Consider the following 16,114-nt stretch of genomic DNA (forward strand, 5'->3'; position numbering starts at 1 on the left):
AGATTTAATATTGATATTTATCCCCAGCTAAACTGGGGATAAAAAATATAGCTAGTTAAATACCAGTCCTAATGACTCGACTCTGATAACTTTTTTAATAATGTAGCAAATTGCTGTTCACTTTCTAGCTGCTCATTATGCATCGCGGCTTGAATGACCCACTCGCCATTTACCATAACATCTTGAACAGGGTTATCTTGACTGGCAAAAATGATACTATCCATAAGGTGCTGGTCAGAGTGAGCAAACAGTTGGCTTTGTCTTGCACTTAGCACCACTAAGTCGGCTTGCTTACCAATGGCTAAGTCGCCAGTATTGGAGCTAGTACTTTGAGCTCCACCTATTGCCGCTTGTTGCCACAAATTTAGTCCTACAGAAGCCTGCTGGTTATTGGCTAAAATAGCTCTTTGTTGTTTAATTAACCGTTGCGCGTATTCTAACCAGCGTAACTCTTCAATGGGATTCACTGAAATATGACTGTCTGAACCAATGGCAATAGTACCATTTTGAGCCATAAACTCAGTAGTAGGAAAAATTCCATCACCTAGATTGGCCTCGGTTGTCGGACAAATTCCGGCAATCACTTTCTTTTCAACCATACCCGCGCACTCATTATCATCAATGTGCGTGGCATGTATCAAACACCAATGCTGGTCAACATCTATATTATCAAGTAGCCATTGCACTGGTCTTTTTCCATAATGAGCAAGACAGTCTTCCACTTCTTTTTGCTGTTCACTGATATGAATATGAATTGGCGCTTTATGATCTAAGCTTCTCACATGTGCTATTGCAGATTGTAATGAATCTTTATCTACGGCTCTTAGTGAATGCGGAGCAATACCAACATTAGTATTACGATACGAAGTACTTAATTTATGACAATCAGAAACTAAGTTATTAAATTGTGCTGTAGAGTTTATAAAGCGCTTTTGCCCGTCTGTTGGAGCTAGCTCGCCAAAGCCACTATGCCGGTATAACACTGGCAATAGCGTTAATCCGATACCTGATTCTTGAGCCGCATCAAATATTGCTTTAGCCATCGATGCTAACCCATTGATATTATTGCTTTCACTGTATGTTGAGCCATCGATATCATGATGCAAGTAGTGAAATTCAGCTACACGGGTGTATCCCATTTTCAACATCTCAATATATAATTGCTTTGCAATAACTTTAGCGTCTTCATCAGTTAATTGTGCTAAGAACTGATACATGATTTTTCGCCAAGTCCAAAAGCTATCCTGCCCTTCACTTCCTTGTTCGCTAAAACCAGCAAACGCACGTTGAAATGCGTGGGAATGACAATTAATCATACCTGGAATAACGGGTCCATTAGCAACTTGCGCATCATCTTGTTTGCCAGAAACTATTTCACTAATAAGCCCTTGCTTAATAATAATAGTCTTATCTTTTGCCCAGCCATCAGCTAATAAGATTCTTTCTGCATATAGTTTCATATTACCTACTTCATTATCTTTGAATGCTTAATTAAACGTTACTCTTGTGCAAAATCAGCTAAGCAAGAGACGAAGTCTTTTAACTTTGCCTTCACATTATTTGCTTTTTCTTCGTCAAATACATTGCTCGGCTCTTTCATATAAGTATGTTGAGAAAGCTCTAACTGTATCGCATGTATATTTCTGTTAGGTTTTCCATAAGCTCTTGTAATATAGCCACCTTTAAAGCGACCGTTTACCACGCTCGAATAAGGAGATAGATCTAAACTTGTGACTTTTTCCATCAGTGCTGCACTACAACTTGCCCCATTTGCGCTGCCAAAATTAAAATCAGGCAACCTACCTTCAAAAAATCGTGGTACTTCAGACAAAATAGAATGAGCATCAAGCAAAACCACCTTGTTATGCTTCGTCAGCATTTTTTCTAACAACTCATCGATACACTGGTGATAAGGCTGCCAATACAAAGCTATTCTTCTAGCAATTTCTTCTTTACAAGGCTCTTTTCCTGCTTTGTAGAGCGGAGCAAGATCAAATGCTGTCGTTGGGCACAATTCAGTGCTATTTGCACCTGGATATAAGTTTTCACCTGAAATATCACGGTTTAAATCGATAACATATCGACTATAGGTCGGCGAGATTATTGAGATACCCATACCTTTGGCAAAGTCATAAAGCTTGTCCATGTACCAATCTGTATCAGGCACTGTAGAAGCTTTCTCTGTCATATTTTGAGCAATATCATTTGGAATTTTTTGTCCATTGTGCGGCATGCTTATCAACATACCTATATGCCCTTCGCTCACGTGGAAGCTTGAATTCATGCTATCAACCTAATTGTATATACAACTTTACCCAAGAATTTATCATGTAATGACTACGCAGCGCAAGTGACTCGCTTGCAGTAAATTTTTTTACTTTAACTATTATAGGTAATATCAAGAAAACCAACTGCAATCTATTTTTTAGATTGTTATCATCAATTATATCTAATTTATTAAACATAAATAAAAGTTGATAATAAATTCAACTTACAAATTCATAAAATCTAGTACTTAAATTAAAGCCAGGAGAGCAATATGTTTACAGACATTTCAGGTCAAACCGTTCCAAGCGTTACATTTCCAATCATGACGGAATCAGGGTGGAATAAGCGCGATACTCAAGAAATATTCGCCAATAAAACAGTTGTCGTTTTTTCTTTACCTGGGGCATTCACACCAACATGTTCATCTACTCATTTGCCTCGTTACAATGAGCTAGCCAGTAAGTTTTCTGAAAATGGCGTGGATGAAATTATTTGTATCTCCGTTAACGATACTTTTGTTATGAATGCTTGGGCGAAAGATCAACAAGCAGAAAACATCAGTTTAATACCTGATGGTAATGGTGAATTCACCGAAGGTATGGGTTTACTCGTTGATAAAAAGGAACTGGGCTTTGGTAAACGAAGTTGGCGTTACGCTATGCTAGTTAAAAATGGTGTCATTGAAAAAATGTTCATCGAACCTGATCTACCAGGAGACCCTTTTGAAGTATCTGATGCTGATACTATGCTTAATTACATTAACCCAGAAGCCATTCAAAAAACTGAAATTACATTGTTTGGCAAACCTGGTTGCAGTCACTGCACCAAGGCAAAAGCATTATTAGCCGATAAAGGTCTGAGCTATGATGAGTTAGAAGTGGGTAAAAATATTTCTATCTCAGGTTTACGAGCCGTATGTAATGCAGAAACAACCCCGCAAATATTCATTGACGGAAAACATATAGGCGGAAATGATGAGTTAACTCAATATTTCTCATAATGGTTTGAACTGAAGTACCTTGTGCAAGTTTGCTGCTTGTACAAGGTAATTTTTACTGCTTATTTCTTTATGATCAAACATGATATCATTTACAATTCAATTTCCTCTACCTGCGAACAACAATGGATAACCAGCCTTATAACCCACTACATGGCATTACACTTAAAACCATCGTAACTGAGCTTGAAGCTTACTTTGGGTTCGAGGCTTTAGGTAAAGAAATTAAAATAAAGTGCTTCACCCACGATCCAAGCATTCAATCGAGCTTAAAGTTCCTTAGAAAAACACCTTGGGCCAGAGACAAGGTTGAACAACTCTTTATTAAAAACAAGCATAAAATACATAAATAAATATAACCTTTTTATGCATAGCTATATCAACAAAAGCTATGAAATCGTTAGTGCTTTTATTGAAAATATAGAATGATGAGTTAACTCTCACTTTTTCTTATTAGCTCAAATGATAACAACAAACGAATACATTCTTACTTGGCAATGTCCTGATAGCTCAGGAGTCTTAGCAAAAGTATCACAAAGCTTATTTTTACATGGCGCATTTATTACTGAAACATCACAATATAGTGACCCTTATACTGATACGTTTTTTTCTCGAATAGCATTTGATGATAGAAATCTAACCGTTGCTGAAGATGAATTTATCCAAGCATTAGATGAGTTAGCTAAACCACTTAACATGACTTATCGGCTCAGAAAAAAACAAGATGTGCCCAATATTGTCATTGCCGTATCAAAAGATGATCATTGCTTAGTATCACTATTAACCAAATGGAAGTCTGGCGCTTTACCTGTCAATATCGTTGCCATAGTTTCAAATCATAATGACTGTAGCTCGTTAGCAAATTGGCATCAAATTCCTTTTTATCATCTACCTATTACTTCTGATACTAAAGCTCAACAAGAACAACAAATGCTTAGTATCATGAATAAATATCATGCTGACTTATTGGTTTTAGCACGTTATATGCAGATATTATCAGACAGTTTATGTCGACAGCTTCAAGGTAAAGCTATTAATATTCACCATTCCTTTTTACCCAGTTTTAAAGGAGCGAAGCCGTACCATCAAGCTCACAAGCGCGGTGTTAAAGTTATCGGAGCAACCGCGCATTATGTTACTGCTGATCTTGACGAAGGACCTATTATTGTTCAAGAAGTTAAGCCCATTAACCATACCTTTACCATAGAGCAAATGGTACATATGGGCCACGATATTGAAGCCACTGCGTTAAGTCACGCGGTGCGCTTTCATGCTGAGCAGCGAGTTTGTTTAAATGGTAGTAAAACCGTTATTCTTGTTTAGTTCAAAACGTAGTAATGTAATTAATCTTTTACAGGCGTCAACACAAGCTGACGCCTATGCAAAGAGAAAATCATGACTAAATTAGCACCTAACACGACTTTATGATTAGAATGAAACTATACAAGGGCGCAATTGTAATAAGCCAATAATTAGTTCAAATAAAGAAGTCGACTTATGATTAATATTGAAAAGATTCATCACGTTGCCTATCGCTGCAACGACGCAAAAGAAACAACTCAATGGTATAAAGATAAACTGAATATGGATTTAGTGTTAGCAATTGCCGAAGACCAAGTTCCGTCAACCAAAGCACCTGATCCTTACATGCATATTTTTCTAGATGCTGGTGATGAGAATGTGTTAGCTTTTTTTGAATTACCTAATTCACCAACCATGGGTCGTGATACCAATACTCCTGAATGGGTTCAGCATATTGCAATGCGTGTTGCCAGTGTTGAAGCATTAATAGCGGCAAAGGAAGAGTTAGTGAGTAAAGGCGTTGATGTACTTGGACCAACAAACCATGGTGTGTTTAAGTCGATTTACTTTTTCGATCCAAATGGTCACCGCCTTGAACTTTCAGCCAATACAGGTACCAAAGAGCAATACAAACAGCTTAATGAGGTTGCTCAAGACATGATTAATGAATGGGCAGAAACGAAAAAAGCACCTCGTCATGCTGCTTGGCTCCACGAGCAAGATTAATCACTACCTTCTATTCCAGTAACTATTTCTGTTACTTTTACTATTACCATTAATAAAAGGGGAGCAATATAACTGCTCTCCTTTTATAATAAAGTCTAATTACTGTATGCTGAACGCAACTTTTTCACAGCAGTAACCATATTTTCTAATGCTAATTTTGTTTCTTGCCAACTGCGTGTTTTCAGACCGCAATCAGGGTTAACCCAAAGCCTCTCAATTGGAATATACTTTTGCGCTTTTTCTAAAAGGTCAACCATCCAGTCGACTTCAGGTACATTAGGCGTATGAATATCATAGACACCCGGCCCCAAATCATTTGGGTATGCCTGCTCATCAAAAGCATCTAATAAAGCCATATTTGAACGAGTTGTTTCTACGGTTAATACATCAGCATCCAGTGCTATAATGGCAGGTAAAATATCATTAAACTCCGAATAACACATATGACTATGAATCTGTGTTTTTGCTGGTGCTTTTGCCGCTGACAAACAAAAGGCTGCAGTAGCCCAAGATAAATAGCTTTGCCATTCACTTTGCTTAATTGGCATGCCTTCTCTAATAGCAGGCTCATCAATTTGAATTATCTGTGTGCCATTATCAACTAAATCAACTACTTCATCGCTTATAGCTAATGCTATTTGTTTAGCGACGTCTTCTCGACTAATATCATCTCTGACAAAAGACCAGCACAAAATAGTAATAGGGCCAGTTAACATGGCTTTTACTGGCCTATCTGTTAAGGATTGTGCGTAATTAATCCAAGATATAGTCATCGCTTGCTTGCGACTAACATCACCAAATATAATCGGCGGCTTAACACAACGAGAACCATAACTTTGTACCCAGGCAAATTGGGTAAACGCAACACCTTCAAGTAACTCGCCAAAATACTCTACCATGTCATTACGTTCTGCTTCCCCATGAACCAGTACATCTAAACCAATATCTTCTTGCTTGATAATTGTATTGCGGATCTCTTCTTCAATTAAAGATTGATATTGCTTCTCTGTTATTTCTTTTCTACGCCATTTAGCCCTTACCTCTCTTATATCTCCTGTTTGTGGGAATGAACCAATGGTCGTTGTGGGTAAAATCGGTAAATTCAATGCTTTTTGTTGAACCACTTTGCGTTCCAGAAAGCTTTGTTTACGATGAAAATCATCATGCGATAATCCATTAATCCTCGTTCGTACAGACTCATTATGAATACGCTTTGACACACATCGTGCTAGGGCAGCATTTGAGTATAAGGTAATTTCATCACTGTTTTCATGTTCAAGGGCGTACTTTAACAGAGTTAATTCTTCACATTTTTGCTTTGCGAAAGCCAGCCATGATTTGAATTCCGCATCAAGTTTACTTTCTTGTTGCAGATCAACTGGAGAGTGCAATAGCGAGCATGATGGAGCAATCCATAAACGATCATTTAATTGACGATATAAAGGCTGTAACTTTTGATATACAGAGACCAAATCTGTTTTCCAAATATTCCGCCCATTGATAACACCTAATGAAATAACCCAGTGCTCTGGTAAAGCATTAACTATAGCCGTAACATCTTTTTCTTGTGTTACGAGATCGATATGTAAACCATCAAAATCAAGAGGTTTTATTAACTCCACATGATGATCTATAGAGGCAAAATAACTCGTCAATAGTAATTTTAACCTGCCCTTATCTAGCTGCTGATACGCTGATGTGAAAGCATCTTGCCATATTTCATCTAGCTCTAAACCTAGTACTGGTTCATCAAGTTGTAGCCACGTAATACCAGCTAATGATAACTGCTCCAATAAGGCTCGATAACGAACCAATAATGCAGGCAATAAAGACAGTTTCTCTTCATCTTGGCAAACACTTAAATATAAATAACTTATCGGCCCCAATAGCACCGCTTTGGTTTTATCTGATACCTGTTTAGCCTCTTCACACTGAGAAATTAATGATTGAGCATTCACTGGCGTTAATGATGCAAGCAAATTTTCATTTAACTCTGGAACAATATAATGATAGTTAGTATTGAACCATTTAGTCATATCACTTGCTGCACATTGACAGCCACTAGGCGCTTGCCCACGAGCCACTCTAAATTCAAGATCTAACGCATTGCTATCATTAGCAACAAACCGCTCAGGTGCTAAGCCAAGCATTAAAGTTGTATTAAGAACATGATCATAATGAGCAAAATCGCCAACAGGTAACCACTCAACACCTGCATCATGCTGTAACTGCCAATTCTGTTGGCGTAACTGTTTACAGCTAGTTAAAAATTCTGCCTGAGTGATTTCCCCTCGCCAATACTTCTCTAATGAAAATTTTAACTCTCTCTTCGCACCGATACGCGGAAACCCTAAGTTATGAATGTGCATTGTTAACTCTCCTGTTAATTCTGTTTAAATAATTTGCCCAAAAACATATAGACGTCTAGACGTTTGAATGGTTATACTTTAAGAAATCTGCAGAATTAAACAAGCGCAAAAAATTCAATAGGGATATGAATTAATTTCATTATGTTTGAAATCAAACACTTAAAAACAATACGAGCACTAAACGCGACGGGAAGTATTAAAAAAGCGGCTGAACAGCTTTTTACCAGTCAGTCAGCCTTGTCTCATCAAATTAAAGATTTAGAGCAAAGAATTGAGAAGTCACTTTTCATTAGAAATACTCAACCTCTTGAGTTTACTCAAGCGGGTGAAATGTTATTAGCATTAGCTAACACCGTAATACCCGAAATAGAGCATACAGCTCAGCAGCTAAAAGCACCATTAGCATCCATTAACCACCTGAAACTTGCCATAGCATGTCATGCATGTTTTCAGTGGCTCTTACCTATCACGTCTAAGTTTAACGAACGACATAAAAATTTAACGATTGAATATTTAGATGAAGGTTTTTTTAATAGGACTCAACAACAGCAAGTCGATATTTTATTTACTGATGTCAAAACGGATGATGATATCTTTAATTACGCTGAAATTGGGCAATTTGAAGTGATTGCCGTGATGGCTAAAGAAGTATCAATGCCAACTCATTCTGCAACGAAAGAAGATGTAAGCATGGCTAATAAACCAACAGATGACACCATTCAAGCCATTGATTTTAAAAAATTAACCTTGCTAACTTACCCGTTACCACCAGAACAACTCGACATATTCTCGCTGTTTTTGAATGCACAAAATATCCAGCCTAAAGCAATCAAGCAAGTTAAAAATAGCCATGTTATGTTGCAAATGGCCGCAGCAAATATGGGCGTTGCTGTGCTACCCGATTGGCTCGTTAATAGTATCAGCTTACAGTCTCTTGTTACGAGAAAACGTCTAGGTTCAAAAGGAATATACAAAACCCTCTATGCACGTTACGCTAATAACAATTACCAGCAAGATACTATCAAGCAGCTTATTCCAGAAGTCATCAAAGCCTTTCAGCAACTAAAAAATGCTGTTCTTTACCAATAAAACATTGTTCATGAGAAAATTCTCCACTTATTATGTTTCCACGCTCGAATATAGCGTATAACTTAATAACTTCATTCAAGCCATTTAACACCTTGTTAAAAAATTAGGGGGATACATGTGGGCACAAACTGAATTGACTCTAGCTGCAAAAAAACGAGGATTTCATTTAGTCACAGATGAAATAGCGCAACAATTACCAAAACTAGCCGGTATGCAACAGGGTATTTTGCATTTATTTATTAAGCATAGCTCAGCCTCATTAACCATTAATGAAAATGCAGACCCGACTGTTAGAACAGATATGGAAGCGCACTTTAATCAGTTTGTTCCCGAAAATGCTACTTATTATCGGCATACTTATGAAGGCAGCGATGATATGCCAGCTCATATTAAAGCGAGTACTTTAGGGAGTAGTTTGAGCATACCTATTACCAACGGCAGGCTAAATTTAGGGGTATGGCAAGGAATATATTTAGGGGAACATAGAAACCATGCAGGTCAACGAACACTGGTCGCAACCCTACACGGTGAATAAAAACTCAACTCTACTTATCTCAACATTTAATTATCCCAAGCTCAGCATATAAAACTAAGCTTTAGCTGATTAGTCTTCTTCAAGAACATGCGGACCAGCATAGTTATCAAAACGAGAAAACTGACCTTGGAATGTTAGAGGCACACGACCAATAGGTCCGTTACGTTGTTTACCTATGATTATTTCAGCCATGCCTTTAAATTCACTATCATCGTGATAAACCTCATCACGATAAATAAACATGATCAAATCGGCATCTTGCTCAATTGAGCCTGATTCACGAAGATCTGAGTTAACAGGTCGTTTATCAGCACGTTGCTCCAAACTACGGTTCAGCTGCGAAAGTGCAACAACAGGCACCTGTAATTCTTTTGCTAATGCTTTGAGTGAGCGTGAAATCTCAGCAATCTCTAAGGTACGGTTATCGGAAAATTGTGGTGCACGCATCAACTGAAGGTAGTCAATCATTATCATACTGATGCCACCATGATCACGATGAATTCTACGAGCTCTTGAACGTACTTCTGTTGGCGTTAAACCTGCAGCATCATCAATAAACATCTTACCGTTTTCAATCAATAAGCCCATCGTAGAAGATAAACGTGCCCAATCCTCGTCATTCAATTGCCCTGTACGAATTTTAGTTTGGTCAATACGGCCTAGTGATGCAAGCATCCTCATCATAATTTGATCGGAAGGCATTTCTAAACTGAAGATTAAGGCTGGCTTATCTTCTGTCATTGCTGCATGTTCAGCCAAGTTCATAGCAAAGGTGGTTTTACCCATGGAAGGACGTGCTGCAACAATAATTAAATCTGATTTTTGTAAACCAGCAGTCATTTTATCTAAATCAGCAAAGCCACTAGAAACCCCTGTTACACCACCTGAAGGTGTTGAACACAACTTTTCAATTCTATCCACCGTCTTCTCTAACACGGAGTTAATACTTTCAGGTCCTTCTGATTTATTTGCCCGCTTCTCGGCAATGGCGAACACTTTAGTTTCTGCTAAATCAAGTAAATCAGCACTACTTCGACCTTGAGTATCATAACCCGCTTCTGCGATTTCATTGGCAACACTGATCATTTCTCGAGTGACCGCACGTTCACGAACAATATCAGCGTAAGCAGTGATATTGGCAGCACTCGGGGTGTTTTTCATCATCTCAGCGAGATAAACAAAACCACCTGCATCATCTAATTTTTGATCATTTTCTAAGGCTTCAGAAAGTGTTATTAAATCAACTGGTTCACCAAGTTCAATTAACGCGCCTATGGTTTCAAAAATTAGTCGGTGGGAACGACTATAAAAGTCTTCTGCTACAGTTTTTTCAGCCACTCGATCCCAAGTTTCATTATCAAGTAATAAACCACCAAGGACAGATTGTTCAGCTTCTAATGAGTGTGGGGGAACTTTTAACTCATCAATTTGTTTATCTTTGATAAATTGCTTTTCTTTAGCAAATTTACCTGGCTTTTTATCTGCCATTAGCTGAATCCTACCTAACTATTGCTCTATAAAGAGGCTTGAAAAAAGGACAGCTAATGTAGCAGAAATTAGTAAAAAGTGACATTAATTAATCATGTCACTTAGATAAATTATTGACTTTTGACTACGATATTACCGCTAACGCTATTCGCACTAACACTAGCATTACCCTGCCCTGTCTGAAAATTTAATTTCGCTCCTGGGCCATACTTAGGGTGCTCAGCTTCATCGTCAGTTAACTTGTTTACCAAGTCTCCGCCGACATTAGATTTCAATCGAAAATTGGCATCAACACCTTGCTGAAACGCAAACTCCACATCACCACTAACACTTGATGCTTTTAATAAACCTTTATCTTTTAAATGAAGCTTTGCTTCAACATCACCACTGACAGTGGAAATTCTCAGCTCTAAAATCTCATCTAGCTTAAGGTTAGTACTTCCTGAAACATTATTAACAAAGACTTCAGCTGCTTTAGTCTTTACCTCAATTTCACCGCTAACAGATTGTAGTTGTAAACGACCATTAGAATTTTTATCATCAATATCTCCACTGACTGATGACAGTGAAATTTTACCGCTAAGATCTTTCGTCGTGACATTACCACTAATGGTTGATAGCTCAATTTGCTCTGTTAACTCATCACCATCAATATCACCACTAACGGTCTTCGCTTCAATACCACCGTGAAGATTATTTAAGGAAAAATCACTCGAAATTGAGGCTAAATCAAATCGAAGGTTTTTAGGTGCTTTTACGATAAGGTTGGTACCACTTGAAGTCCAGCGCTCCATATTAGGATATTCCACCTTAATAAAAATTTGCGCGCCACGTTGTTCGAAAATCAACTCTTCTGCTTTTTCATCTAATTGACCCGATATAGTGACTTTATCTTTATTCCAGCCAATAACTTTAACCGTACCACTTTGATTTTCAATACTAATGCTACTGACTTCATCAGCTGACAGACTTTGTGAAATAGTTTCATTTGCTAACACTTGGCTACTAATAAAAAGCCCTGAAAGTAAAAGAGAATGAGATAATGCACTGATAAAACGATTCATAATAACCTCTGTTGTTTTTGCTGACACATGTGTCAACAACCTATTCGATATATTTGTTCCGTAGTAACTTTGAGTTACTAATGTAATAACTATGCTTTCCTGCAAATAACCTATTAAGAAGAGTTAAATGCTTTGTAATTGAGGACGATATAGCTGCTGTATTAATTTCAATTCCTGCTGTTGGGTAAAATCTAATAAATTTAACAAGTCAACATTGTTTTCATCATTAACTAATGCTTGTTTAATAGATTTTCTAGCTGAAGCAAGTTGCGATAATTGAGTTTGCATCGCTTCAGGCAATTGAGCTAAATTAGGTTGGCCAAAACTCACTAACATCGCTTGCTTTTGCTGGTTAAAGCTGTCTTCCATAAAACCAACAAGTTCTGTACCTTGTTTTTCAACAGATGACACGGTATCGCCACTTTCTGGATTTTTCTGCACTAATTGAGGGGTTGATAATCCCCCTTGCTGAGAAGAAAAACCTAACCAGGTAACAAGTACCGCAACCACAATAGAGGCCGCCCAAGTGCTTGGTGTAAAAAACTTATTATCATTGGCCGCTATCTGCTTTTTGTTATGAGTCGCTTTTTCAATCCCTGCCCATAAATCGCGCTCTGGTGAAATCTCTTTTGGTAAACAATCAATTCTATCTTGTAATGCTTTGTCTGATATTTCTTTAGTCATGACAAAACTCCTCTTGTTCTGCTTCTACCAACCACTGCTTTAGTAACGTTTTTGCGCGGTGATATTGTGATTTACTTGAGCCCACCGCCATTTTTAGCATTTTTGCAATTTCTTCGTGGCGATAACCTTCTACGGCAAATAATACAAAAACGATGCGTGCTCGTTCTGGTAATCTTGCTATTTGTTTGTCTAATACATCTAAGCCAGAGTCATCATTCATTGGTACTGATTCTTCTTGCGTTGCATTACCTTGATCTTCAATACTAAAAATCTTTTGCAGCCAGGTTTTATGCTTACGTAAATGTCCGAGCACAACATTGGTTGCGACACTATGTAGCCAAGTACTGAATTTACTTTCGCCACGAAAATTGCCTATTTTTTGCCAAAGCACAACGAACACTTCTTGGCATACATCTTCGGCACTTTCTTTATCAGCCAGCATGCGCCAGCACAATGCATAAATCTGCTTATGATGTTTTTCATATAAATGATGAAATGCCACTTGAGAGCCATGTTTAGCTTGTGTTATCCACTCAAGCTCTTGCCAATCTTGTTCTTTATTATTTTGGCTTTTAGCAAACAGCGGTTGGGCATCAATAATTTTTGTTGTGTCCAAGCGTTATATTCTCTTAATAAATTACGTTGCTTTTACATTGTTAATTAGTGAGATGCTAGGTTAAACGAAAAGGTTTAAATGATTTTTAAATTAATTAGACTTTCATTATTAACATCTTGTTACTTTTTGTATCTTAACCTATGACAGGCTTTTACCTAAACTGGTTTGTTAACGCTACAAATAAGAGCGTGCTTATTTAGCATTCTGGTACTATTATCTTTTTCGATACAATAAGTACTATAACTAAAAGAAATACAAACAGGGATCCCTAAATGAAACTTACAAGCCTTTCTATGGCATTAGCTATCGCTTTAACATCAAGTCAAATGGCTTATGCTGGCGATGCAAAAAAGTCAGATAAAAAAGATAAAAAAGAAGAAAAAACTCTCGCGCAAATGATAGAGAAAAAGACAGCAACAGAAGGTCTTTTCAATTTTTATCAAGATAAAAAAACTGGTGACACGCTGATGCTTATCAAAGAAGAGCAGCTAGATACACCACTATTACACTTTGCTCAAACCGTTGATGGTTTGGCTGATGCAGGTCATTTTAGAGGTGGCTACCGTGGCGTAAAAGTGATTGAATTTAGACGCTATTTCGATCGCATTGACATTATCACCAAAACTCCTAGATATTTGTTCGATGAAAATAATCCAATTAGCCGTGCTAAAGATGCCAACATCAGTGAAGCCGTGTTAGCCAGCTTAAAAATTGAAAAAGAAGAAGACGGTCAAATTGCCTTAAAAGTAAACAAACTCTTTTTAAGCGAAGCGTTACATAAAGTTTCACCATGGGCACGCGTAAACGATAAGAATGCTAAAAAGCGCTTTAAATTAGGTAAAATGAACGATAAAAAATCTCGTATCCTTCATAAAAGAGCTTATGAAGATAACGTTGATGTGATTGTAGATTATGTATTTAATAATGCTAACCCAAGCGTTTATGGTTCAAATGCAGTTTCAGATCCTCGTTCAGTATCAATTAAGCTGCAGCACTCTTTTGTTGAATTACCAAAAGAAGAATTTGCCCCTCGTTATGATGATGCTCGTGTAGGTTATTTCACCCATCAGTACGATAAAATGACCTCAAGCGACTGGGCACCTTATCGCGATGTTATCAAACGTTGGAACCTTGAGAAACAAGATAAAACAGCTGAGGTTTCTGAACCTGTTGAACCAATTGTTTGGTGGATAGAAAATACCACACCGCATGAATGGCGCGAAACCATCAAAGAAGGTGTTTTAGCATGGAACTCATCATTTGAAAAAGCAGGATTTAAAAATGCTCTGCAAGTAAAAGTTCAACCTGATGATGCAACATGGGATGCAGCAGACATTAACTATAATGTATTACGTTGGACTTCATCACCTCAACCAAGATTTGGCGGTTATGGCCCTTCATTGGCAAACCCACTAACCGGTGAGATGCTTGGTGCAGATATCATGCTTGAGTATGTCTTTATGAAGAACCGTTGGATATATAATAGTTTATATAGCCAAGGTGCGAGCAGCTTAGGTTATGAAGCTGAGCAAGATGATGCTCCGCACTTTACTGGCAGCAAAGATAATGACGCATTACATTGTAGTGCCGGTCATGAAATGCAACAAAATATGATTTTAGGTCAAGTGATGTTTGATCAAATAGCTGTTGATAATGCTGGTCTTGCAACAGCTGACTTAGAAAAGAAAGCCTTAATCAAAGAAGCTTTACGCTCTTTAGTGCTACATGAAGTAGGCCACACTCTAGGTTTAAACCATAATATGAAAGCTTCTATTTTATGGGATGAAAATAAAATTCATGATAAATCAGTAACCCAAGGTGTATTAACGGGTTCCGTCATGGATTATGCTCCGATTAACGTTGCACCAATTGGTAAGGAGCAAGGCGATTACTTCCAAACTGAACCAGGCCCATATGATGATTGGGCAATTGAATACGGTTACTCAGTTGCACTAGATTCAGCGGATGCTGAACAAGCAAGATTAGACAATATATTAAGTCGTTCTTCTGAAGCTGCATTAGCTTTTGGTAACGATGCTGACGATATGAGATCACCGGGTCGCCATATTGATCCTCGTATTATGACAGGTGATTTATCATCAAATCCTGTTGCTTACGGTGTTGAACGAATGGCTTTAATTGAGAGTTTATTAGTTGATCTTAAAGATAAGACTCTTAAAGAAGGTAACTCTTATCAGCAATTATTGACTTCTGCCAATTCTTTATTTGGTCAGTACCGTCGCCAAGCGCAAATCATTTCAAGACAAATTGGTGGTGTTTACGTTGAGCGTAGTTATGTTAATGCTGAAAAGCAAGTTCAACCTTATACTCCTGTACCAGCTGCTACGCAGAAAGAAGCTATGCAAGCACTGACTAAACATGTTTTTGCAGCAGATACGTTAACGACAATGCAGCCGCTGTATAGCTATATGCAACATCAACGTCGTGGTTTTAATCATTATGGGGAAAATGAAGATCCTAAAGCCCATGACATGATTTTAAATATGCAAAAATCAGTCTTAGATCAGCTATTGCACAAAAATGTATTGAAACGAATTTCTGATACAAGCCTCTATGGTAATGAATATTCATTATCTAGTGTAATGAATGATTTAACCAATGCTATTTTTGTTGATAAGAAAACGGCAAGCTCATTAAGCCAAAATGTTCAAATTGAATACGTTAAGCGTTTAATTGCCATTGCAGGTGTTAAGGGCAAGTCTAGCTATGATAACTTATCTAAAACAGCTGCCTTAGGTCAACTAACAAGCATATTAGATAAATCATCTTCTATGGGCTTTGGTAAAAACGATAACCAAAAAGCACTCGATGCATACATTAGTTTAATGATAAACAAAGCGTTAAAAGTGTAATAGCCCACTAAGTTCGTTTCAAAACGATGAGTAAGTAAAAGCCCAGCAATTCGCAGGGCTTTTTTATGGGCAAATATTGCTAAATTTTTTAACCGCAAAAAAT

General features: G+C 37.6%; 14 protein-coding genes. 7 read left to right on the top strand and 7 right to left on the bottom strand.

What is annotated here, in order from left to right:
- Nucleotides 1-68: 68 nt before the first annotated feature.
- Nucleotides 69-1,460, bottom strand: a complete 1,392-nt coding sequence (locus EPA86_RS03990) for a formimidoylglutamate deiminase (protein WP_140602125.1) — start codon at nucleotides 1,458-1,460, stop codon at nucleotides 69-71.
- A 38-nt stretch (nucleotides 1,461-1,498) separates the two neighbouring features.
- Nucleotides 1,499-2,284, bottom strand: a complete 786-nt coding sequence (hutG, locus tag EPA86_RS03995) for an N-formylglutamate deformylase (protein ID WP_140602127.1) — start codon at nucleotides 2,282-2,284, stop codon at nucleotides 1,499-1,501.
- A gap of 255 nt (nucleotides 2,285-2,539) precedes the next feature.
- On the opposite strand from hutG, the gene EPA86_RS04000 reads away from it, so the two are divergent.
- The 4 genes from EPA86_RS04000 to EPA86_RS04015 all read left to right on the top strand — a co-directional run bounded on the left by EPA86_RS04000 (nucleotide 2,540) and on the right by EPA86_RS04015 (nucleotide 5,293).
- Nucleotides 2,540-3,268: a glutathione peroxidase gene (locus EPA86_RS04000; RefSeq protein WP_140602129.1), complete on the top strand. Its 729-nt coding sequence runs from the start codon at nucleotides 2,540-2,542 to the stop codon at nucleotides 3,266-3,268.
- A 122-nt stretch (nucleotides 3,269-3,390) separates the two neighbouring features.
- The gene (locus EPA86_RS04005) at nucleotides 3,391-3,618 is read left to right on the top strand and encodes a VF530 family protein (protein ID WP_140602131.1); all 228 of its coding nucleotides are present in this window, start codon (nucleotides 3,391-3,393) and stop codon (nucleotides 3,616-3,618) included.
- Between the two features lie 109 nt (nucleotides 3,619-3,727).
- Entirely contained in the window at nucleotides 3,728-4,588 is an 861-nt protein-coding gene (gene purU, locus EPA86_RS04010; RefSeq protein ID WP_140602132.1) for a formyltetrahydrofolate deformylase, read from the top strand.
- Nucleotides 4,589-4,762: 174 nt separating this feature from the next.
- A complete protein-coding gene (locus EPA86_RS04015) occupies nucleotides 4,763-5,293 on the top strand; it encodes a VOC family protein (RefSeq protein WP_140602133.1) in 531 nt (176 codons plus the stop codon).
- 95 nt (nucleotides 5,294-5,388) lie between these two features.
- Here the strand turns inward: EPA86_RS04015 and metE are convergent, their stop codons facing one another.
- Entirely contained in the window at nucleotides 5,389-7,662 is a 2,274-nt protein-coding gene (gene metE, locus EPA86_RS04020) for a 5-methyltetrahydropteroyltriglutamate--homocysteine S-methyltransferase (protein ID WP_140602134.1), read from the bottom strand.
- 141 nt (nucleotides 7,663-7,803) lie between these two features.
- Here metE and EPA86_RS04025 point away from each other — a divergent pair, with 141 nt between their 5' ends.
- The gene (locus EPA86_RS04025) at nucleotides 7,804-8,751 is read left to right on the top strand and encodes a LysR family transcriptional regulator (RefSeq protein WP_140602135.1); all 948 of its coding nucleotides are present in this window, start codon (nucleotides 7,804-7,806) and stop codon (nucleotides 8,749-8,751) included.
- A 115-nt stretch (nucleotides 8,752-8,866) separates the two neighbouring features.
- Entirely contained in the window at nucleotides 8,867-9,286 is a 420-nt protein-coding gene (locus tag EPA86_RS04030; RefSeq protein WP_140602136.1) for a secondary thiamine-phosphate synthase enzyme YjbQ, read from the top strand.
- Nucleotides 9,287-9,355: 69 nt separating this feature from the next.
- Here EPA86_RS04030 and dnaB read toward each other — a convergent pair whose 3' ends face one another.
- The 4 genes from dnaB to EPA86_RS04050 all read right to left on the bottom strand — a co-directional run bounded on the left by dnaB (nucleotide 9,356) and on the right by EPA86_RS04050 (nucleotide 13,105).
- Nucleotides 9,356-10,774 (bottom strand): replicative DNA helicase, encoded by a 1,419-nt coding sequence (gene dnaB / locus EPA86_RS04035; RefSeq protein ID WP_140602137.1) that lies wholly within the window; start codon nucleotides 10,772-10,774, stop codon nucleotides 9,356-9,358.
- A 110-nt stretch (nucleotides 10,775-10,884) separates the two neighbouring features.
- On the bottom strand, nucleotides 10,885-11,838 hold the full coding sequence (locus EPA86_RS04040; RefSeq protein ID WP_140602138.1) for a DUF4097 family beta strand repeat-containing protein: 954 nt from the start codon (nucleotides 11,836-11,838) through the stop codon (nucleotides 10,885-10,887).
- Between the two features lie 123 nt (nucleotides 11,839-11,961).
- Entirely contained in the window at nucleotides 11,962-12,522 is a 561-nt protein-coding gene (locus EPA86_RS04045; protein ID WP_140602139.1) for a hypothetical protein, read from the bottom strand.
- On the bottom strand, nucleotides 12,515-13,105 hold the full coding sequence (locus tag EPA86_RS04050; RefSeq protein WP_140602253.1) for an RNA polymerase sigma factor: 591 nt from the start codon (nucleotides 13,103-13,105) through the stop codon (nucleotides 12,515-12,517). The genes EPA86_RS04045 and EPA86_RS04050 overlap by 8 nt, the downstream gene beginning before the upstream one ends.
- A 305-nt stretch (nucleotides 13,106-13,410) precedes the next feature.
- Here EPA86_RS04050 and EPA86_RS04055 point away from each other — a divergent pair, with 305 nt between their 5' ends.
- Nucleotides 13,411-16,011, top strand: a complete 2,601-nt coding sequence (locus tag EPA86_RS04055) for a zinc-dependent metalloprotease (RefSeq protein ID WP_140602140.1) — start codon at nucleotides 13,411-13,413, stop codon at nucleotides 16,009-16,011.
- The last annotated feature ends 103 nt before the right edge of the window (nucleotides 16,012-16,114 follow it).

The organism is Litorilituus lipolyticus (assembly GCF_006439335.1).
In the GTDB taxonomy this organism is placed as follows: Bacteria; Pseudomonadota; Gammaproteobacteria; order Enterobacterales; family Alteromonadaceae; genus Colwellia; species Colwellia lipolytica.